Source organism: Microbulbifer maximicatervae (SeqCode) (genome assembly GCF_052467615.1).
In genome coordinates, this window is record NZ_CP174319.1 from 4,907,008 (window position 1) to 4,927,303 (window position 20,296).

Annotated in this window: 16 protein-coding genes; 13 read left to right on the forward strand and 3 right to left on the reverse strand. The window is 51.3% G+C overall.

Going from position 1 to position 20,296, the window contains the following annotated elements:
- The first annotated feature begins 20 nt into the window (after positions 1-20).
- The 9 genes from miaA (at position 21) to ACJJIM_RS21730 (ending at position 10,114) form a co-directional block, all read left to right on the forward strand.
- The gene (gene miaA / locus ACJJIM_RS21690; protein WP_413665829.1) at positions 21-944 is read left to right on the forward strand and encodes a tRNA (adenosine(37)-N6)-dimethylallyltransferase MiaA; all 924 of its coding nucleotides are present in this window, start codon (positions 21-23) and stop codon (positions 942-944) included.
- Positions 945-1,135: 191 nt separating this feature from the next.
- Positions 1,136-1,420, forward strand: a complete 285-nt coding sequence (gene hfq / locus ACJJIM_RS21695; protein WP_020413623.1) for an RNA chaperone Hfq — start codon at positions 1,136-1,138, stop codon at positions 1,418-1,420.
- A 131-nt stretch (positions 1,421-1,551) separates the two neighbouring features.
- The gene (gene hflX / locus ACJJIM_RS21700; RefSeq protein ID WP_413664097.1) at positions 1,552-2,862 is read left to right on the forward strand and encodes a ribosome rescue GTPase HflX; all 1,311 of its coding nucleotides are present in this window, start codon (positions 1,552-1,554) and stop codon (positions 2,860-2,862) included.
- Between the two features lie 186 nt (positions 2,863-3,048).
- Positions 3,049-4,203, forward strand: coding sequence for an FtsH protease activity modulator HflK (gene hflK, locus ACJJIM_RS21705; RefSeq protein WP_282930282.1), 1,155 nt, complete (start codon positions 3,049-3,051; stop codon positions 4,201-4,203).
- An 11-nt stretch (positions 4,204-4,214) separates the two neighbouring features.
- Positions 4,215-5,087 carry a protease modulator HflC gene (gene hflC, locus ACJJIM_RS21710; protein ID WP_413664098.1) on the forward strand — a complete coding sequence of 291 codons (873 nt, stop codon included), beginning with the start codon at positions 4,215-4,217 and terminating at the stop codon, positions 5,085-5,087.
- Positions 5,088-5,286: 199 nt separating this feature from the next.
- Entirely contained in the window at positions 5,287-6,480 is a 1,194-nt protein-coding gene (locus tag ACJJIM_RS21715) for an ATP phosphoribosyltransferase regulatory subunit (protein WP_413664099.1), read from the forward strand.
- A gap of 112 nt (positions 6,481-6,592) precedes the next feature.
- Positions 6,593-7,915, forward strand: coding sequence for an adenylosuccinate synthase (locus tag ACJJIM_RS21720; protein ID WP_413664100.1), 1,323 nt, complete (start codon positions 6,593-6,595; stop codon positions 7,913-7,915).
- 141 nt (positions 7,916-8,056) lie between these two features.
- Complete coding sequence (trhA, locus tag ACJJIM_RS21725; RefSeq protein ID WP_444911951.1) at positions 8,057-8,716, forward strand: PAQR family membrane homeostasis protein TrhA; 660 nt, start codon at positions 8,057-8,059, stop codon at positions 8,714-8,716.
- A gap of 177 nt (positions 8,717-8,893) precedes the next feature.
- A complete protein-coding gene (locus ACJJIM_RS21730; protein ID WP_444911952.1) occupies positions 8,894-10,114 on the forward strand; it encodes a lytic murein transglycosylase in 1,221 nt (406 codons plus the stop codon).
- Positions 10,115-10,121: 7 nt separating this feature from the next.
- Here the strand turns inward: ACJJIM_RS21730 and ACJJIM_RS21735 are convergent, their stop codons facing one another.
- The 3 genes from ACJJIM_RS21735 to ACJJIM_RS21745 form a co-directional block, all read right to left on the reverse strand.
- Positions 10,122-11,144: a succinylglutamate desuccinylase/aspartoacylase family protein gene (locus ACJJIM_RS21735; RefSeq protein WP_413665830.1), complete on the reverse strand. Its 1,023-nt coding sequence runs from the start codon at positions 11,142-11,144 to the stop codon at positions 10,122-10,124.
- Between the two features lie 93 nt (positions 11,145-11,237).
- On the reverse strand, positions 11,238-14,321 hold the full coding sequence (locus ACJJIM_RS21740) for a DUF6531 domain-containing protein (protein WP_444911953.1): 3,084 nt from the start codon (positions 14,319-14,321) through the stop codon (positions 11,238-11,240).
- Positions 14,322-14,344: 23 nt separating this feature from the next.
- Positions 14,345-15,208, reverse strand: a complete 864-nt coding sequence (locus ACJJIM_RS21745; protein ID WP_413664103.1) for a Stp1/IreP family PP2C-type Ser/Thr phosphatase — start codon at positions 15,206-15,208, stop codon at positions 14,345-14,347.
- 190 nt (positions 15,209-15,398) lie between these two features.
- On the opposite strand from ACJJIM_RS21745, the gene ACJJIM_RS21750 reads away from it, so the two are divergent.
- From ACJJIM_RS21750 to tssJ, 4 genes are all read left to right on the forward strand, one after another.
- A complete protein-coding gene (locus ACJJIM_RS21750; RefSeq protein WP_413664104.1) occupies positions 15,399-16,118 on the forward strand; it encodes a transposase in 720 nt (239 codons plus the stop codon).
- 80 nt (positions 16,119-16,198) lie between these two features.
- Positions 16,199-17,695, forward strand: coding sequence for a type VI secretion system contractile sheath domain-containing protein (locus tag ACJJIM_RS21755; protein ID WP_444911954.1), 1,497 nt, complete (start codon positions 16,199-16,201; stop codon positions 17,693-17,695).
- 86 nt (positions 17,696-17,781) lie between these two features.
- Complete coding sequence (gene tagH / locus ACJJIM_RS21760; protein ID WP_444911955.1) at positions 17,782-19,629, forward strand: type VI secretion system-associated FHA domain protein TagH; 1,848 nt, start codon at positions 17,782-17,784, stop codon at positions 19,627-19,629.
- A complete protein-coding gene (gene tssJ, locus ACJJIM_RS21765; protein ID WP_413664107.1) occupies positions 19,607-20,266 on the forward strand; it encodes a type VI secretion system lipoprotein TssJ in 660 nt (219 codons plus the stop codon). The genes tagH and tssJ overlap by 23 nt, the downstream gene beginning before the upstream one ends.
- Positions 20,267-20,296: the final 30 nt, after the last annotated feature.

Consider the following 20,296-nt stretch of genomic DNA (forward strand, 5'->3'; position numbering starts at 1 on the left):
AGCCCCGTGTAATTTTCTTGATGGGTCCAACGGCCTCCGGCAAAACGGATCTGGCCATGGCGCTTGCCGATCGTTTGCCCGTGGAACTAATTAGTGTTGATTCTGCTCTCGTATATCGAGGCCTTGATATCGGCTCGGCCAAGCCCTCAGTAGAAGAGCTAGCTGCATACCCTCACCGTTTGATCGATGTCTGTGACCCGTCTGAGTCTTATTCGGCAGGTCGCTTCCGCAAAGATGCGCTGGAAGCTATGGCAGAAATTACCGCCGCTGGTAAAGTGCCATTACTGGTTGGCGGAACTATGTTGTATTTCCGTGCTCTGTTGGAAGGCATGGCAAAATTGCCTGAAGCGGATGCAGCGGTGAGAGCAGAAATTGAAGCACGCGCAGAGCGTGAAGGGTGGCCTGCACTGCATGCGGAGCTGGCCCAGGTGGACCCGCAGTTGGCGGCTGAGCTACATCCCAACCATTCGGTACGTATCGAAAGGGGGCTGGAAGTTTACCGCCTCACCGGTGTTCCGCTTTCGCAGTTGCGTCGCGAGCAGGAAGCTGGGGGAATACAGGAGCAGTACCAAGTGTGTCAGATGGCCATTATGCCCCGCGATCGATCCCTGCTTCACCAGCGTATTGAACTGCGTTTTCGCAAGATGCTCGCGGCGGGCTTTATTGATGAAGTCCAGGGCCTGCTGGACCGGGGAGACCTGCACGAGGACTTACCGGCAATTCGCGCGGTGGGATATCGGCAAGTTTGGCAACACTTGCAAGGCCAAACCGATTACGATGATATGGTGGCCGCTGGAATTGCGGCGACGAGGCAGCTTGCCAAGCGCCAGTTAACCTGGCTGCGGCGCTGGCCAGACCTGCTAACTTTGTACACTCAGGATGAGCAAGGTGGGGTGCGTGAGAATGACGAAATATTGGCAGAAGCCTTGAAATTTCTCGCTTAAGCATCCATAACGTGGTTGGGCTATTAAACGACAAGCCCGTTCAGTCAGTTTTCACAGAGTCCGGCCTTTTCCGGCTCGCTACTACACTACTTATACGCGTATTCAACCTCAGTCGTTTTTTGATCCGCGCTCTTCGCGGGTGCGATTGCGGCCTGCATACCGCATTCAGCTTTTTGACAAGGAGAAAAAAGATGTCAAAAGGGCACAGCTTACAAGACCCTTACCTCAACGTATTGCGCAAAGAGCGTATTCCGGTTTCTATCTATCTGGTAAACGGCATCAAGCTCCAAGGGCAAATTGAATCCTTCGACCAGTTCGTGGTGTTACTCAAAAATACTGTGAGCCAAATGGTGTATAAGCACGCCATTTCTACGGTTGTTCCGTCGCGTGCAGTGCGCGTACCGCTATTGAATCCCGCAGCCCAGCATGGCGGCGAGGGTAATGGTGAAGGCGGTGAGCGCGAATCCTTTAGCTAAAAGATCCGTATCAATTTCACCTGCACCCCGTTTTGCCGGGGCGCCAGCAGCTCGGTGAGCCCCTTGCAGGGCTTGCCGGTTGTCACCTCAGTCAGGGCTTATCGCGCCCTTTTCGCAATAGAGAATTCCCATTGTTTTTCGATCGACCGGAATCCGGTGAGCTCGCAGTACTGGTACACCTAGAACTCTCCGCCATCGACAGTCCCGACGACCCTCGTGAATTTGAGGAGTTGGCCCTATCTGCCGGAGCAGATCCTGTCAGTTTTATTTTCGGCCAGCGCGCCACTCCAGACCCAAAGACCTTTGTTGGCCGAGGTAAATTGGAGGAGATTCGCCAGGTGGTCAAAGATCAGGAAGCCGCCCTGGTTATCTTTGATCACATCCTGTCTCCGAGTCAGGAGCGCAATATTGAGCGCGAATTAAAGTGCCGGGTGCTGGATCGCACAGGGCTTATTCTGGATATTTTTGCCCAGCGTGCGCGAACTCACGAAGGTAAGCTTCAGGTGGAATTGGCCCAGCTGCGCCATATGGCAACGCGGCTGGTGCGAGGTTGGACCCACCTGGAGAGGCAAAAGGGTGGTATCGGCCTACGTGGACCCGGTGAAACCCAGTTGGAGACAGACCGGCGATTGCTGCGCGCGCGCATAGACTCCATCGAGAAGCGGCTGGAAAAGGTACGCCGCCAGCGGGAGCAGGGGCGCCGCGCGCGTTCCCGGGCAGAAATGGCCACCGTATCTCTGGTCGGCTACACCAATGCGGGCAAGTCGACTCTGTTTAATCGCCTGACCGATGCAGATGTCTATGTCAGGGACCAATTGTTTGCCACCCTCGACCCGACCATGCGCAGGGTTGAATTACCCAATGTTGGCGCCATGGTATTGGCTGATACGGTGGGATTTGTCTCTCACTTGCCGCATAAACTGGTAGAGGCATTCCGGGCAACCCTGGAAGAGGCCGCCAGTGCGACGTTGCTTCTACATGTGGTGGACGCTGCGGCAGATGATCGATTACACCTGATGGAAGAGGTGCAAACGGTTCTGGAGGAAATTGATGCTTCAGAACTGCCGCAACTGGTGGTTTATAACAAAATTGACCTGCTGGCAGATTTTGAACCGCGTATAGACCGGGATGATCAGGGTGTACCCCGAGCAGTTTGGCTCTCTGCGGTAACAGGCGCGGGTTGTGAACTTTTAATTGAGGCTATTGCCGAGCGCCTGGGCGAGCAAATGGTGCGCGGGCAATTGGTAGTGAAGCCCCATCAGTCCAGGCTGCGAGCGCAGCTATTTGAAATTAATGCGGTGCAGTCGGAAGTCTACCGCGACAATGGTGACTGCGAATTGCAAATATTATTGCCGCGTAGTGATTTCCAGCGTCTGCTGGCGCCACATATTGCTGGCAATGACGCGCCGGAATGGGTTTTGGAAGAACCCATTGCCGAGTAGTTGTCGTATAAACATTGATTTTAAAATTCAGGTCATATTGCGACCTTTAGTCGAATTTGTTCGGGGTTGGTCTCCGCAGACTGCCCACTTGCCTCAGGCTAGGGCCTGTCGGCAATATTTTGTCGGCAATGGATGCTAGAATCCGCCGAAGTAAAAGATTAAGTGATCATAGTTGGAGTAAGTTAAATGGCCTGGAATGAGCCGGGTGGTAACAATAAAGACCCCTGGGGTGGTGGCGGTAACCGCAATAACGGAGGCCCGCCCGATCTCGATGAACTACTGCGAAAAATTCAGCAGAAACTAGGTGGCCTGTTTGGTGGTGGTGGCAGCGGCAGCCCAAGTGGCGACTCTGTCAAATTTCCCTGGGTACTGGTTATTGGTCTCGCCGTATTGATTTATGGCGGCCTGGGGATTTACCAGGTCAACGCCAACGAACAGGCGGTTGTTTTGCGCCTGGGCAAATACCACTCCACGGAATCTGCCGGCCTGCACTGGAATCCGCCGCTTATCGATAACGTCACCAAGGTCAATATGACTGAGGTGCGTACCGAGCGCACTACCGGTCAGATGCTGACCGAAGACGCCAATATCGTAGAAGTGGTACTCACTGTGCAGTGGCAGGTTGGGGATGCTGAGTCTTTTGTACTGCGTGTTCGCGATCCGGTGAAGAGCTTGCAGGAAGCCACCGACAGCGCCCTTCGTCACGTGGTGGGCTCTCTCACTTTAAACGGTGTGATTTCCCAGAACCGGACCCAAGTATCTGCCGATACGCAGGAGCGATTACAGGAATACCTGGACCTGTACCAGACCGGTATACGCATTGATGTGGTTAACCTCACTGATGCTAAGGCGCCGCGCGAAGTGCAGGATGCGTTTGACGATGTGACCAAAGCCCGTGAGGACGAGGTGCGTCTGCAAAATGAAGCTCAGGCTGATGCTAACCAGATAATCCCGGTTGCCCGTGGTCAGGCTCAGCGCATTATCGAAGAGGCCGAGGCATACAAAGCCCGCGTCATCGAGAGTGCCCGAGGTGAAGCTGTACGCTTTGAGAAACTGCTGGCTGAATATGAGCGTGCCCCGGAAGTTACCCGCGAGCGTCTCTACCTGGATGCGGTACAGGATGTGATGGCCAACACCTCCAAAGTGATGGTGGATGTAGAGGGTGGCAATAACATGATGTACCTGCCGCTTGATAAATTGGCGCAAGGCGGCGCTGGAGCAGCGCGAGCAGCCCAAAGCCAGGACACCTCGCCTGTAATGATTGAGGAAGTCTATCAGCGTGTTATTGAGCGCCTTCGTCGGGATGACGCCAGCACCCGTCGCAGTCAGACTATTCGCTAGGAGGGGATGATATGAATAACAAAACACTGGGTATCATTGTTGTCATCCTGGTTGGAGTATTGGTACTTTCTTCCAGCGCCTTTGTAGTGAAAGAGACTGAAAAAGCCGTGTTACTGCGCTTTGGTGAGCTGGTGCGCACCTACACCGAGCCGGGTCTCTACTTCAAAATCCCTTTTGCGGAAAGGTTGCGCAAGTTTGATGCGCGTATTCAGACGGTGGATTCCAGCCCCGTTCGTATGCTCAACAGTGAAAACAAATTCATGATGGTTGATTCGTATGCCAAATACCGAATCTCTGATGTGGATAAGTTTTATATCGCCACTCGTGGTGACGATCGCAATGCGGTGCGCCTGCTGTCGGAGCGGATCAATGATCAGCTCCGGAACGAGTTTGGTGTGCGTGATCTGCATGAGGTAGTCAGTGGCGAGCGCGATGAGTTGATGGCGGAGATCACTAAAAACCTGAATAAGGTGGCTCAGGATGACCTGGGAGTGCATGTGATTGATGTGCGCGTCAAGCGGATTGACCTGCCGCCGGAAGTCTCCGAGTCTGTGTTCCAGCGTATGCGCGCTGGTCGTGAGCTGGAGGCGCGGGATCATCGCGCCAAGGGTCAGGAGGCCAGTGAGCGTATCAAGGCTAATGCCAATCGCCAAAGAGTGGTGATTGAGTCTGAGGCCTACCGCCAGGCGGAAGAGTTACGCGGTGCGGGTGATGCAGAGGCGGCAGCTATTTACGCTGCGGCCTACAGCAAGAATCCGGAGTTTTACCGCTTTACCCGCAGTTTGCAGGCTTACAAGGAGTCCTTCCGGAGCAAGTCAGATATGATGCTGGTCGATCCAGATAGCGAATTCTTCCGCTACCTGAAAGACCCGAAAGGAGAGTAGGGCTGAAAATGCTATGTAGCACTGGGCAACTGGTGCTACAGGCGCCGGGTTAGATTCGATAACCCTACCTTCCTGTTAGCACTTGATGCTAAAATCACGCAAACCGGGCCCAGCCCGGTTTTTTTGTGGGAAGTGCTGCGGCTCGTTTGTGGCAAGCGCTGTGGCACCGCAATTTCTTCGCTGACGAATTCATTTCATCATGACTCAAGCCGATCGCTGGATGTTACCGGATGGCATTGCAGAAATTCTGCCTGCGGATGCCGTGCAATTGGAGACTCTGCGCCGCCAACTACTGGACCTCTACCACTGCTGGGGGTATGAGTTGGTGATACCGCCGATGTTGGAATTCACCGAGTCCCTCCTGATCGGGATGGGCCATGATGTAGATCTGAGCACCTTTAAGGTTACCGACCAGATATCTGGACGCACTTTAGGTATACGCGCGGATATGACTCCGCAGACTGCCCGGATTGATGCCCACAGTTTTCCCCGCAGAGGCGCCAACCGCCTCTGCTACGCCGGTCAGGTGGTGTACACCAAGCCGCGAACCCCGATGGGCTCGCGAGCGCCGATACAGGTTGGTGCGGAGCTGTTTGGAGTGGACAACCTCGGTGCAGACCTCGAGGTGATCTCGCTGATGCTGCAAAGCCTTCAGGTAGCGGGTGTCAGCCAAGTGCACCTGGACCTGGGCCACGTCGCGATTTACCAGAGTCTGGTTGAAGCGGCGGGCCTCAATGACGAGCAGCGCAGCGCCCTGTTGGCAATGTTACAGAGCAAGGCGACTGCTGATCTGTGCGAGTGGGTTGAGGAGAATGTTGGCGACCAGAAGGCTGCCGAGTGGCTGAAGGCGCTCCCGGGGCTGGTTGGGGGACGGGAATGCCTAGATAAGGCCCGCGAACTCTTTTCTGGAGCCCCGCAAAATTTGCTGGCGGCAGTTTCCGATTTGAGGCAGGTAGCTGAGGCTCTGAATGAGCGCTATCCAGAGGTGACACTGTTCTTCGATTTGAGTGAAGTACGCGGCTACGACTATGAAACAGGTCTGGTATTCGCCGCCTACACACCGGGCCACGGCCAGGCATTGGCCAACGGTGGACGCTACAACGGTATCGGGGCCGTGTTTGGGCGCGATCGCCCAGCAACAGGCTTCAGTAGTGACCTGGTGGCATTGAGTAATCTGGGCAGCGCTGCCGTTGAAGAGGGCGCTGCGATATTGGCGCCAGATGTCAGAGGCTCCCAGGGCGCTGAACTGTGGAAGGCGATTCACGAGCTGCGGGCTCAAGGTGAAGTCGTCATCACAGCCCTCGCTGGTGGTGCCGATAGTGAACTGGATTCCCGCTGTGACCGAGAGTTGGTTGCTGAGGGTGATTCGTGGGTAGTAAAACCACGAGACTGATTTTTCGGGCGCAGTGGATGTGCCTATTATCGCGCGGGCCTACCCGCAGACATCCATTTATGTGGGGCCCCGGCTCCCGCAGAGAAAAACCTGAGTTTAGAGATTTATACAGATGGGCAAGAATGTAGTAGTACTGGGTACCCAGTGGGGCGATGAGGGCAAGGGCAAGATTGTCGATTTGCTAACCGAGAAGGTCTCGCTGGTAGTGCGTTTCCAGGGTGGTCACAATGCGGGCCACACCCTGGTTATCGATGGCGAAAAAACCGTACTGCACCTGATTCCCTCCGGTATTCTGCGCCCCAGCGTAACCTGCTTGATCGGCAATGGTGTGGTGCTCTCCCCGGAGGCGCTGCTGAAAGAGATGGCTGAGCTGGAAGAGCGTGAAGTTCCTGTTCGCGAGCGCCTGCGTCTTTCCCCGGCGTGTCCGCTGATCTTGCCAGTACATGTTGCCCTCGATCAGGCCCGTGAAAAAGCACGCGGCGCCAAAGCGATCGGTACTACAGGTCGCGGTATTGGTCCCGCTTACGAAGATAAAGTTGCTCGTCGCGGTCTTCGCCTGGGTGATCTGTGCAACTGGGATAACTTCTGCCACCAGCTGAAAGAGCTGATTGATTACCACAACTTCGCTCTGACCGAATACTACAAAGTTGACCCGGTCAGTTATGAGGACACCGTTGAGCAGGCCAAGATCTGGCGCGAGCAACTGGTGCCGATGATCACCGACGTTGCCGATCACCTGCACAAAGCGCGCGAGAACGGAGAGCATATCCTGTTCGAAGGCGCCCAGGGTTCCCTGCTGGATATTGACCACGGTACCTACCCGTTCGTAACTTCCTCTAATACCACTGCTGGCGGTACCGCTACTGGTTCTGGTTTTGGTCCTCTGTACCTGGATTATGTATTGGGCATTACCAAGGCCTATACCACCCGCGTTGGCGGTGGTCCTTTCCCAACTGAGCTGGACTGCGAAGTTGGTCGTCACCTGGGTGAAAAAGGTCACGAGTTTGGCGCTACCACTGGCCGCCAGCGCCGTACCGGTTGGTTTGACGCTGTTGCTGTGCGCCACGCGATCCGAATCAATAGTATTTCTGGCCTGTGCCTGACCAAACTGGATGTTCTCGATGGCCTCGAGGAGGTAAAGGTTTGTGTGGGCTACCGCAACAGCGCTGGTGAAGAAGTACCAGTACCTTTTGATGCCGCAGGTTGGGAAGGTGTCGAGCCGGTTTATGAGTCTATGCCCGGTTGGACAGAGAATACTTTCGGTGTGCGTCGTGAAGCGGATTTGCCGGCCAATGCACGCGCCTATATCGCTCGAATCGAAGAGCTGGTGGGCGCTCCGGTAGACATTGTTTCTACAGGCCCAGATCGCAACGAAACTATTGTTCGCGAATCTTCCGCTTTGTGCGAAATGGGTATTCACAACGCTAGCGTTTAAGCCCTGACCGCCCGGTTGTGAATGTGCAGTCTGGTGATGGCCTTGCTATTTTAAGTGAGGCCTCTGATCATTAGACCTGTTCCAAGTTATTGGTCGTGCACTACACGCAGGCTTATGACCTGAATTTAACCGGGCTAATTTATGTCATCTTCCGTTTCCGTTTCCGTTGCCAGTCGTTACAGTTTTGCTGAAGAGATCGCCAACAGTGTGACACATGGTGTTGGAGCGCTTCTGGCGATTGCCGGTCTGGGTGTATTGACCGGATTTGCTGCCCTGCGCGGGGACGCCTGGCATATTGTCAGCTCCAGCGTCTATGCCTCCACCCTGATACTTTGTTTCCTAGCCTCCACGCTGTACCACGCAGTCAGCCATATCGGCGCCAAAGCGATACTGCGGACCCTGGACCACTCGTCAATCTTTCTATTGATTGCTGGAACCTATACTCCCTTCACCCTGGTTACCCTGAGGGGCCCTTGGGGTTGGTGGCTGTTCGGTATTATTTGGGGGCTCGCGCTGATCGGATTGATTATTCAGTTCACTCCGCTGAAGAAGATTCGAGCTCTGTCTATCACTCTCAGTGCCTTGATGGGATGGGTTGTGGTGGCTGCTATCAAGCCGCTGTCGGATAGCCTGGAAACTGGCGGTTTGTGGCTGTTAGTTCTCGGTGGTCTCTGCTACACCGGCGGAATCGCTTTTTACCTCTGGCGCAGCCTGCGCTTCCACCATGCAATTTGGCATCTCTTTGTGCTGGCGGGCGGTATATTGCACTTCTTTGCGGTGCTGTTTTACGTCATTCCCTAATCTTCCCGTTTTGCGGCAGAGCTCACCCTAAAGGTGAGCAGCACGAACTTCCCTCTCATGTGACTGTCCAGTTTAATAGTAGGTGGGAAGTTCAACGGTTACCGGCCAATCCACCTTTCGGATAAGAGTGGCTCGTTCTACCCTTGAGCGAGCAAAAGTTGTGTCGAAGGTAACTCCATGCCCAAATTGCAATGGTTTCAATATCTGTCTGCCATCCTCGCGATAAGCGCGGTTCTCCTGGTTTCCAATACCCATGCACAAGAGAAAGCCGATCCGGCCTTCGAACAGTGGGTAAAGGAGTTCCGTAAAACCGCGATCAAGAGTGGAATCTCTGCGGAGGTTTACGACCAAGCCTTTAAAGGAATCACTTCTCCAGACCAATGGGTTCTGGATCGCGCAGCCTATCAGCCCGAATTCAAAGCACCGGTGTGGCAGTACTTTGATAATCGGGTGCAAAAGAGAGCGATCGAACGAGGCAAGCGGGAAAAAGAAAAAATGAAGCCCTGGTTGGACAAGATCCAGAAGCGCTTCGGGGTGGACCCCAATATCCTGCTTGCAATCTGGTCTGTGGAATCCAGTTTTGGCGGCATCCTCGGCAACGACAAGGTAATGCGCAGTGTCATTCGCTCACTGGCAACACTCGCCTATGCGGATCCCCAGCGTAAAAAGTTTGGCCGTCAGCAACTGCTGGCCGCGCTAAAAATCTTGCAGGCCGGTGATGTCGAGGGTGAGCACTTGTTGGGCTCCTGGGCCGGAGCTATGGGGCATACCCAATTTATTCCCACCAGTTATCAAGCCTATGCGGTGGATATCGATGGTGATGGTAAACGGGATATCTGGAACTCCATTCCGGATGCGCTCGCGACTGCCGCCAACCTGCTATCCAGTAACGGTTGGCAGCGAGGAAAACCCTGGGGCTATGAGGTCAATATTCCCGCTCGTAAAATGCCTGCAGGGAAGATGTCGGCAGCCGAATGGGAGAAGCTCGGTGTCACACGAGCCAATGGCGAGCCCTTTCCCAGCAAGAAAGCCATTGCCGAATTAAAGTTACCAGACGGCCGCAATGGCCCGGCGTTTTTAGTGTTCAAGAACTTCTTTGTCCTCAAGCGTTACAACAATTCAGATCGCTATGCGATAGCTATAGGCCTGTTGGCAGACCGGATTGGCGGCGGTGCGCCTTTGGTAAATGATTGGAAGCGCCCATTTACTCCACTGGATAGTGTTCAAGTGGAAGAGTTACAGAAGTTGCTCAAACAAAAAGGGTTTTACACCGGAGAAATTGATGGCAAGGCAGGTCCGGGTACCCGCAAAGCGGTGAGTGAATTTGAAAAGAGTGCCGGCGTTGAAGTTCAAGGCTACCCGAGCAAGGAAGTCCTGGAGTTGTTGAAGAAACAATAGGGACTCCCTAAAAGTTCTCATCCGGTAGGAGCGTATCCTGGAGTAGCTCCAGGTTCTCGACAACACCCTCGGGTTCACGGAAGTAGGCGATGTGGTACATCGCCTCGCCTTCCTGAACCAGGGGGATATTCTGTCGCCCAATAATGATTCCATCCTCATTGCAGATCAGCTGGTCCAGTTCCTGGCCGTATGGATCTGCAATGGTCGCCAGCAGGTCGCCCCGGTAGACCTGATCCCCGAGTGCCTTAAGATGATTGGCGATGCCGCTATCCCCCGCGCGAAGCCAACCGCTGCGTCGAGCAACAAATGGCTCTATCACATTTGTCTTTCGGGTTTGCGGCAACATCTCCAGGTGTTTCATCACATTGATCACACCTTTAACACCGGCGCGGATACTGAGTTCATCAAAGCGCAGGGCTTCACCAGCTTCATACAGTAATACTCTCACCCCGAGATCCGCGGCTGCTTGGCGCAGGGATCCGTCGCGAATAGAAGCATTGAGTAGCACGGGAACACCAAAGGCCTTGGCAAGTTTTCGGGTTTGCTCATCGTCCAAGTTAGCGCGAATTTGGGGGAGGTTACTGCGATGTACGGCCCCTGTGTGTAAATCGATGCCATAGTCGCATTTGGTGACAATCTCCTTGAGAAAGACGTGAGCCATACGTGCGGCGAGAGAGCCCTTTGCCGACCCTGGAAATGAGCGGTTTAGGTCGCGCCTGTCAGGTAGGTAGCGAGTGTGTTGCAGTACCCCGTAAACATTAACCATTGGAACTGCAACCAGGGTTCCGCGCAATGACTTTAGGCGGCCGCTTTGGATAAGCCGGCTTATTACTTCAATACCGTTGAGTTCGTCACCGTGTATGGCGGCACAAACGAACATCTTGGGACCATCTTTTTTACCGCGCTGCACATAAACTGGGATTGCCATTTCTGTGCTTGTGTAAAGCCGCACAACGGGCAGATCAATATGGCAGGACTCGCCCCTGGCGACATGGACTCCACCGATCTCAAAATCCGAGCGCTCTTCCATAACACTCACGGGCAAATAGATATACCCATAGTGTATAGGCAGATAAGAGTTGACCCGGGCAGCAATTGTTGACGTAGCTGCCCGAGTACTTCGCTACAGTTGCCCGATTGATTGGGCAGAAGTCGTCAGGTTATGTGAGCGGTCCCCATTTAGCCAGATGCCGAGGGCTGGGCTCCAGTAGCCGGAGGGGTGGTACCACAGCCCGGTCTCTACATCCGCGAGCAAGTTAGTTCCCCGCCAGGCACTCGGCCCTTGATTGTGGGGGTCTTTTCCTTTCTCTCCAGCCTCCCCACCTTGTGACCACTGAGCGGCACCTTGGGTATCAAAAATCGCGAGTGGCTTGCCGTCGGGGTTGGAAAGGTAATGCTCGATATTGTCGGCAGTCCATTGGCAGAGAATGGCATTGGTTTGGGGTTGGTGAATCCAATGGCTTAAACCTCGGGACTTGCCGTCAATATTGTGAATTTCCCCCCAGATACCCAGGCTGCTCCAAATAGTGACAACGCGGCGCTGCCGGGTTGATTTTCGGTGGGTACATGTCTTGCTTAACCGCCGACCGAAGGGGTCGTAGCGGAAATAGGTTTTAAATTCCCCGCACTCCGCGTGGCTCATCAGGCCCCAGCCGTCGTACTGGTATTGATAATCCTTGCGGCCTGGTATGTTGCTTTCACTAATAATGTTGCCGCGCTTGTCACTTTCTGTTTGAGGTTGAGTCGGACTTTGCTGTGCCCGCAGCGGGTTGGTCATTTGCAGGGGAGGGGATTTATCAAAGTGCCAGGAAAGTGCTTGACCGGACTCCATACCTACCAGACGCCCAAATAAATATTTGTGATTACTGCGAACCTCTCCTTGAACCTGGAGGATATCTTGGCCTTTGGATTCGGTGCGAACAATGGCTTCACCATTGGCATCGATTCCATACAGGGCTCCACAAGGGGCGAATGTATAAGACAAGTCGAGATTGTCGGAGCTGGCACTCTTTAACCAGCCGCGTTTGTCATATTGATACTGAAGACTGAAATCCCGGATATCGGCACTGTCGTGATGCTCTGCGGTTACCCGACCGCGGCTGTCGTATTTAAAGCGCACTGAGGAAAGGGCATTATCTGCCTGTACCAGCCTGTTATGTTGGTCGTAGTGGAACTCACTATTTTGGCCACTGTTATTGCGAATACCGGTTAATACACCGCTGTCGTTATAATTAAAGTACCAGCGAGAGTCATTATCACAATATTCATGCAGGCTGCCGTCTATATTGTAATGCCAACGCCAAGTTCGATCCTGTGGTGCCTTGTGGCTAACTAATTGTCCGTAGTGATCATATTCCCAGTAGTAATTCCCTACGGGGCTCTCCAGGCAGGTCAGTTCATCCCTAGGGCTGTAGATTAATTCCCAGTTGTTACCATCAGCGAAATTGATATGGCACGGGCGGCCCGCGTTGTCATAATCACAAAGAATACTCTGGCCACTGTCTCCGTGGATAGCATTGGGCAGGCCGCGTTCAGAGTAGTCCAGACCGTACTGGTGAATACCCAGGTGGGCTTCACGCAATTCACCCGCATTGCCATAACTCCACTCACGCCATACTTCGCCATTCATTTTAAGCGAAGTGATTCGTTGCCAGTGATCGTACTCAAAGCTCAGGACTTTATCGTCTCTACGAACGGACTTCAGCTGGCCTTGCCCATCCCAGCTGAAGTCCACTTTGCCTCCCTCTGGGTCCTGAATCTGTGTGATCTGCCCCCTATCTGTATAGAGAAACAGCCAAACTTGTTTTGCCGGGTCGATAATACGTTCTGGGCGTCCCTTCTCGTTAAACTTGTATTGCCATAGGGTCTCTCCATTGATAACAGCCGCTTGTAAATAGCCGCGATCGTCATAGAGATATCGATTACTAATATTGTGAGAGGTGGATCGGACAAGCCGGCCGAATTCATCGTGACGGAAGAAAAGCCTATGGCCGTTGGCCTGAATTTCTTCACTGAGATTGCCGTAGGAATCAAAAAGCCAGCTAAGGCTACGAGATTGCTGCTGTTCAGAAATTCTCTGGCCGAACTTGTTAAAGCGTATATAAATGGGACCGGACAGCTCTGACTCGATCGTGCAGGTATTATGACTTGCGTGCCAGTTTAGACTGGTGATTAATTCATTGGACTGTATTAGCTGGCACCGGTCGCGTGTATCGTAGGTAAATTGATAAATTCCAGATTGGCTATTATTTAACTGTACCAACTGTGTATTGTTATATTGGTACCTTTCTCTTTTAAGGCCGCTACAACTTTCGAGTAGTTGACCATCTTGATAATTGTAGTTGCAGAGGTCGCTTTGACCTTCGGCAGCGTGGCTATTTATTAAATTATGGATATGACCGTTCTGGCAGTTAAATTCAATAACACGACCCCAGGAGCTGACCATTTTCTTAGGCAGGCCCTCCTGATAGTCGATTGTTATGGCGTTACCAAATTGATCCCTGATTTCTACAAGTGGTAGAGCGCTATTTACACCATCAGCGCGAAATATTTTGTGATGCTGATTGAATGTCGTCAATCGATAACTGTGCAGGCTTTGCCTGAATAACATCAACCGCTCAAAGCGGTTGTAGCACCCGTGACCAATGGCGGGTAATTTGAATTTTACAGACCTCCCTTCGGCAGTAACCAGCTTTACAACGTTATCGTGTACAACAAGCTTTTCACTGAGAGAGTGCCGCCAGCCCACACCAATGCCAGTATCCTCATTGAGAGAGGAGCGAAAATATCGTTTCCATTCAAACGGCAGCGGTCCAGGAATAAGTACGTCTGTTCGCTCGAAAGCGACTTCCCCTGTTGCGGTAACGACGTGCCCGTTAATTCGATGGCAACGATCTAAAGCTGGTACCACCTCGTTCTCGGGGTTAATACCAGGGGTATTGGTGAATTGCGTGGGGTTGTCTTCAGCTTCATACAGGAGGGGTAATATTGGTGCTGAATCGATACTAAAGCGATTAGACGTGATACTTGGCAGCTTTGGCCAAAAGCCCTCATTCACTGGAGTGGGTGAGATGTTTTTTAAAGTATGTTCGACCTGAGAGAGCCAGCGCACAGCCGATGCAGGGCTCTCATGAGAAAGAGTAATTGTCGGAGGGGTAAGCGTATTGAGTAAGTTAGGTATTAGCTGGGTTAGACGTTCCGGTGTCATATTACAGTATCCGGTAAATCAAATTAGCGGTGTAACTTTCTAATTGTTACGTCAGAAGAACTGGGACGTTCGGTAACACTTTGTTCGTGGGGGAGTATTTGACGCAATGATTGTGAAGAATATTCCAATATTCCTGCAGTAATATTGTCGCGCCCACCTAGGCGATTAGCATCGTCAATAAAACGATATACACACTCTAATGCCGGACGATGAGTGGCCAGTACGCGCTCTATCGCATGATCATCAAGATATTCAGTGAGCCCGTCGCTACATAACAAAAGGAGTGCGTTTTGCGTGAGTTTCCAGCTATTTATATCCGCCTCTACACTGCTGGAAACCCCCAAGGCACGGGTAATATGGTTGCGGACATTGGACTCTTTGGCTTGCTCGGGGGTTAATTGACCTGAATCAATCATCTCCTGTACAACGCTGTGATCTCGTGTAAGGCGCTGCAATCCATAATTGTTCCACAGGTATGCGCGAGAATCGCCAATATGTGCAACGATTAAAAAGTCGCGCCACATGACCGCGGCAACCAAAGTTGTTCCCATATTGGAAAACTGAGGGTTCAGGTTTTTGGTATTGATTAGAGCTGTATTTGCGCTGTTGACTGCGTCGATAAGGGTGGCGCGCAATATAAGCTGTTGCTGTTCAGACGTGCAGGAGAAAAAAGTGTGTTTCAGCAGGTCATCGAGATGGGCTTGAACCGTCTCAGCTGCAATTTTACTGGCGGTGGCGCCACCGGTGTAACCGCCCATCCCGTCGGCTACCACAATATAGGCAAAAGGCTGCTCCGCCGACGCGTACCAGCGAATGCTATCTTCGTTTTCCTCACGAACCTGACCAATGTCAGTGCGCCCGTTGACCGCCAGACTAATTTGATCCATGTCTGGTGCAACTCCCCTTTAATAAAAAGCAATACAATGCGGCGTAATATTATTACAACCGATCACCGAGGCTAATGTTAACTTGCTCGCATACCAAGTTTGAAATACTTTTCACTGATTTGCGATAATAAGAGCCTTACCTCTCTACAGAAAAGGCTTTAAGCCAGCTAAAAAAGGACCCATAGGCAAAATGCCCCGTTTGCCCAGGCTCAATTTGATAAATGTTCCCCAGCATATTGTGCAGGTAGGCCACAACAATCTGCCCTGCTTCTTTGACGAGGAAGATTATCAATATTATTTGATTAGTTTGCGTAACGCGTCAGACCAATATGGCGTTGATGTTCACGCATATGTTTTATTGCCCAATATGATCCAGATCATAGCTACGCCCACGATACCGGATGGGATATCATCTATGATGCAATCCCTTGGGCGTCGCTATGTGCAGTTTGTCAATCACCGTTACAAGCGCTCCGGAACACTATGGCGAGGACGCTATAAGTCCAGCTTGATTGATTCTGATGCGTATTTGTTGACCTGTTACAGATACGTAGAGTTGCGCCCACTGTATTTGGGATTGTCAGACTCCCTTGAGGATTACGAGTGGTCAAGTTTTAACCATCACGCAAACATTAAGAAAGATAATTTGATCAAGGATCACCGCTTGTATCTATCTCTTGGGGATACAGTGGTGGAGAGAGCGCAATCTTACAGGAAGTTATTTCAGTATAGCTTTGATCGAAAGTTGCTCGACTATATCGCTGAAACGATTAAGTTAGGTCATGTGCTCGGCGGGGATGCGTTTAAAGAGAAAATTGAGCAGATTGTTAACCAAAGAGTACGACCGCTTAAGCGTGGTCGCCCTAAAAAAGCAAATAAAGTCGAAAAAGAACCAAAAGAAACTGCCTAGCTAAAACCTAATGTCGGGTTGAGGGCGTTAAAAGGCCATAAGAAGTAGGGTAATTAAGCCCTGTCAGCAGGTGACAAATTGTGAGTAGGCCCAGCATTTCAACGGGATTTCAGATCCTTGGCGATAACAATAAGGAAAAACCAGTTATGGATTTTGGCACTGATAGATTGAAAGTTGCGATCCTGGGTGATTTCAGCGGGAGAGCGAGTCGCCGCCAGTGTGAACCCGAAACGATTTCCAGTCGAAGGGTATACCTGTTGAACCGCGATACCTTTGAGGGCGTTTTTGCTGATCTAGGCGTGAGTTTGCAGTTGCCCGTACTGGATCGCCCTCTGGGATTACCATGCTTTGATGATTTGCACCCAGATTACCTTTATAGCCGTTTGCCATTGTTTAAGAAGTTTATTGAGCTGGAGCGCAGGCTGCTCGATCCGCGTCAGTTCCAGCAGGCTGCTGAGGAAATTCAACAGTGGAAACCAGAGTTAGCCACTAAGCAGGGCTTGGGTCAGCGCGATAGCGAGCAGTCGATATTGGATGAAATCCTGGCTGCCGGTCGAGAGCGTAATGCAAAGGAAGGTCAAAATACTTTCCAGGTTGACCAGCTAATCAAAGATATTGTCGCTCCTTACGTGCAGAAAAGTGAGGACCCTCGCCAGGGTGAATATCTAAATGCCCTGGCTGAAGCTACGTCTGATGCGATGCGTAAACTGATGCATCACAGTGATTTTCGTCAGTTAGAGGCTAGTTGGCTGAGTCTGCAACTTTTGCTGAGACGTGTCGAAGAGCACGGGAACCTGGATTTTTACTTAATAGACGTTAGTAAAGAAGAGCTTCTAGCTGATTTTGCTGAAGCCGAAAGCGACTTGGAAAAGTCGCAGACATTTAAGTTACTGGTTGAGCGTGAAACAGCTTCTGGAAATATCCCCTATAACTTAGTCATAGGGGATTACTTTGTTACTGATGAGGAGCGAGACCTTCACCTGCTGATAGATTTATCCACGATTGCAGAAGCTGCGGGAAGTGCACTTTTATTGGGTGGGGATCCAAAATTAGCAGGCTGTCCAAACTTGTCAGGTTCAGTAGATCCTGATGATTGGTACTATCCGTTGAGCGATCAGTTTGCGGAAAGTTGGCAGGCGGTCCGTGAATACTCTGCTAGTGAGCATGTTGCGTTGGCAGCTCCCAGATTTATGCTGAGACTCCCCTTTGGGAAAAATACTTCTACAACAGAGTATTTTAATTTTGAAGAATTAACCCCAGAGCAGGGTCATGAATATTATCTTTGGGGGAATAGTGTTTATTTGTTGGGGTTAGCGGTTTGCCAAGGCTTTTCTCAAACTGGCAAATTACAGCCCCCTTCGTCTGCAAGTTATGAAGACTTACCCCTTCATTTACGCAAGTTACCCAATGGCGAATTATTGACGCCCTGTGCAGAAGCGCTCCTGACAGATAGGGCGGCTGCAAAATTTATGCAGGCTGGTATTAGCACTATGCGTTCGGTGCAAGGGCGGGATCAAGTCATTCTTCCGAGCTTTAGTTCTTTGAGTGGCGGTACACTCAAAGGCCCTTGGGCGTAAGTGTAGGGGTTGGATCTTTACAGGAATATGCGGGCAAAAATCTACCTGAAGACTATGAATAAACCACTATTGTGAGTCAGGAATAAATGGATCTAATTCTATCAGTATTGGCCGACCCTTCTGGCGCCAATATGCTTAAACATACAAAACTGTTCACGAAAGCTGGTGGCAGTTTGGGTCGCTCTGCCGATAATTATTGGGTTTTACCCGATCCAGATCGAGTGGTTTCCTCAAAACACGCACAGATTTCCTTTACCGATAATCAGTTTTTTCTGGTAGATACTAGTACTAATGGAACCTATTACAATGATTCAGAAAATCCGTTAGGAAAGGGAAATCAAGTCCCATTAAAAGAGGGCGACATGATCGTTCTTGGGGAATATAAACTGAAAGTTTCACTGCGACAGCCTAAGGAAGAGGGGGATCTTCCCAAAGGTCTGGGAAGTGCAGATTTTCTCGATACCTCGGATCGAACAACATTCAGCGCGGATGCCATGGCAAAAATGCAAAGCCAGGCAGAAGCGAAAGAATTGGATAGTTGGCTTGAGCCGGGTTCCAGCCCGCAGTCAGATGTGGCTCAAACTGGGGAGTGGGGCTCGATTGGGCTGGGTAATCAGGCTAACACCCCAACTAGCGATAGTCTTCTCACCTCGGAATCAGGCCCGCTGGACCCACTTGCTGCCTTTGGCCAATCTGACCCGTCTGGTCTTGTTGGTGGTGCTCCTGAGATGTCACCTGTCGGTGGCTTAGTGGGTTCTACGGGTCAGCAGCAATCCAGTAATCAATGGTCTGATGATGAGTGGTGGAAAGATGGTAGTGACGATGATCATGTGCCAGCTGATCAGCACTCAATGCAAATAAATCCCCAGCCGATACCGGAACCTGTTGTTGATACGGTTGCGGTGCCTGAACCTCAAGTGGTATCTCCGCAGCCGCAAGTTCCTATGGGTGGTTTCCAGGGAATTTCACAGCAACCTGTCGCAACTCCGATACCACAACCTCAGGCTATGCAGCCACAGCCACAGCCACAGCCACAGCCACAGCCACAGCCACAGCCACAGCCACAGCCACAGCCACAGGCAATGCAATCTCAGCCGTTAGGGCAGCCCCAAGGGTTTAATCAGCAGCCAATTTCTCCGCCTGCTCAAGATAACCCCTTTGCAGACTCTTTCGCTGCTATGCAGGGGCAACAAGTTGATGGCGCTCCAGGGTTTGGTTCCGGGCAATCGTCCTCGCAACCGCAACCGCAACCGCAACCGCAACTACAGCCAAAACCAAATCCACAACCGGATTTGGCTGCCCAAGCTCAGCAGTTTTCGCATTTACAGCAATCCCCAGTAACTCAGCCCGCAGGTTCTTCAGGGGGGAGCGTTTTTGCATCTACTCTCGGCCTGAATATGAACCCGGTCCAGTTGCAACAGGCGGACCAGCAAGCAGCTGAAATTGTCCGGGAAACAGTAGCTCGTCTTATTGACCTTTTGCGCGCAAGAAACAGCATTAAGAATGAGCTGCGTGTGCAGCGAACCATGATTCAAACGGAAGCTAATAATCCGCTGAAATTTAGTGCTACGGAACGGGATGCATTGGAAGCTATGTTTGCGGGTACCGGTGCTTTTATGAATCCCGCTGAGGCAGTGAAGGATAGTTTTGATGATTTGTCAGATCATCAAGTTGCGGTTTTGGCTGGAATGAGAGCAGGTTACAACGCCATGCTCAAATTCTTTAGCCCGGAAAATATTGAGCGCAGACTGGGGAATACTTCCGGCGTTTTTGGAAACAAAAATGCAAAAAAATGGGAAGGATTTACTGCAATTTACAGGGAGCTAGTTGGTGATCCGGATAATTGCTATCGCAAGTTGTTTGGTGATGAATTTGCAGTTACTTATGAAAATCAATTATCAGAGTTAAAAAATGCGCGAAGCATTAAAAATTAATAAGTTGACGGAAAAGAGGGAATTGCTTGTGTCGATAAAAAAATTATTTCAGGTCAGTTTAATCGCTGTTTTGGCAGTTGCAGTTGTTGGTTGCCAAACAACGAGGCGGACTCTAAATCTGGATACCAGTCTCGAGTTGGTTGTAGAGACACAGAATGACGTAAACCCAGATGATGATGGCCGAGCTTCTCCCGTTGTTATACGAGTGTTTATGCTCGCGGATGAGCGCCAGTTTGCCCGTGAAGATTTTCTTAACCTTTACGAGAATGCTCAATCCCGCCTCGGCAAGGATTTGATTGATACTGTAATCCTTAAAGAGTTTGCTCCAGGGGAACAGCGTATAGAAGAACTGGCTTTAACGCCGGACGTAAAATATATCGGGCTTCTAGCTGAGTTTGTACAGTATCAGGATGCAGAGGCACTAATGGTGCTGCCAATTACAGACCACAAAAAAAATGAATATGAAGTATCGCTGGCCGATGTACGAATTGGTTCGCCAGATGATATTGCCAAGCGTCGTCGAGCAAAATTGACTACTCGTGGCAGTGAAGATGATAGTGGGGAAACAGTAACAATCTCCAAAGAAGATTATGAAAGAATGAAAAAAACGCTCCCGGATATGCAGCGGTCTCAATAGGGCAGAAATTATTGCCCAGGCATTAAAAAT

What these genes read in the sequence shown, in the direction of transcription:
- miaA (WP_413665829.1), top strand. Translation starts at nt 21, where the DNA reads ATGGGTCCAACGGCCTCCGGCAAAACGGATCTGGCCATGGCGCTTGCC.
- hfq (WP_020413623.1), top strand. Translation starts at nt 1,136, where the DNA reads ATGTCAAAAGGGCACAGCTTACAAGACCCTTACCTCAACGTATTGCGC.
- hflK (WP_282930282.1), top strand. Translation starts at nt 3,049, where the DNA reads ATGGCCTGGAATGAGCCGGGTGGTAACAATAAAGACCCCTGGGGTGGT.
- hflC (WP_413664098.1), top strand. Translation starts at nt 4,215, where the DNA reads ATGAATAACAAAACACTGGGTATCATTGTTGTCATCCTGGTTGGAGTA.
- ACJJIM_RS21715 (WP_413664099.1), top strand. Translation starts at nt 5,287, where the DNA reads ATGACTCAAGCCGATCGCTGGATGTTACCGGATGGCATTGCAGAAATT.
- ACJJIM_RS21720 (WP_413664100.1), top strand. Translation starts at nt 6,593, where the DNA reads ATGGGCAAGAATGTAGTAGTACTGGGTACCCAGTGGGGCGATGAGGGC.
- trhA (WP_444911951.1), top strand. Translation starts at nt 8,057, where the DNA reads ATGTCATCTTCCGTTTCCGTTTCCGTTGCCAGTCGTTACAGTTTTGCT.
- ACJJIM_RS21730 (WP_444911952.1), top strand. Translation starts at nt 8,894, where the DNA reads ATGCCCAAATTGCAATGGTTTCAATATCTGTCTGCCATCCTCGCGATA.
- ACJJIM_RS21735 (WP_413665830.1), bottom strand. Translation starts at nt 11,144, where the DNA reads ATGGAAGAGCGCTCGGATTTTGAGATCGGTGGAGTCCATGTCGCCAGG.
- ACJJIM_RS21740 (WP_444911953.1), bottom strand. Translation starts at nt 14,321, where the DNA reads ATGACACCGGAACGTCTAACCCAGCTAATACCTAACTTACTCAATACG.
- ACJJIM_RS21745 (WP_413664103.1), bottom strand. Translation starts at nt 15,208, where the DNA reads ATGGATCAAATTAGTCTGGCGGTCAACGGGCGCACTGACATTGGTCAG.
- ACJJIM_RS21750 (WP_413664104.1), top strand. Translation starts at nt 15,399, where the DNA reads ATGCCCCGTTTGCCCAGGCTCAATTTGATAAATGTTCCCCAGCATATT.
- tagH (WP_444911955.1), top strand. Translation starts at nt 17,782, where the DNA reads ATGGATCTAATTCTATCAGTATTGGCCGACCCTTCTGGCGCCAATATG.
- tssJ (WP_413664107.1), top strand. Translation starts at nt 19,607, where the DNA reads ATGCGCGAAGCATTAAAAATTAATAAGTTGACGGAAAAGAGGGAATTG.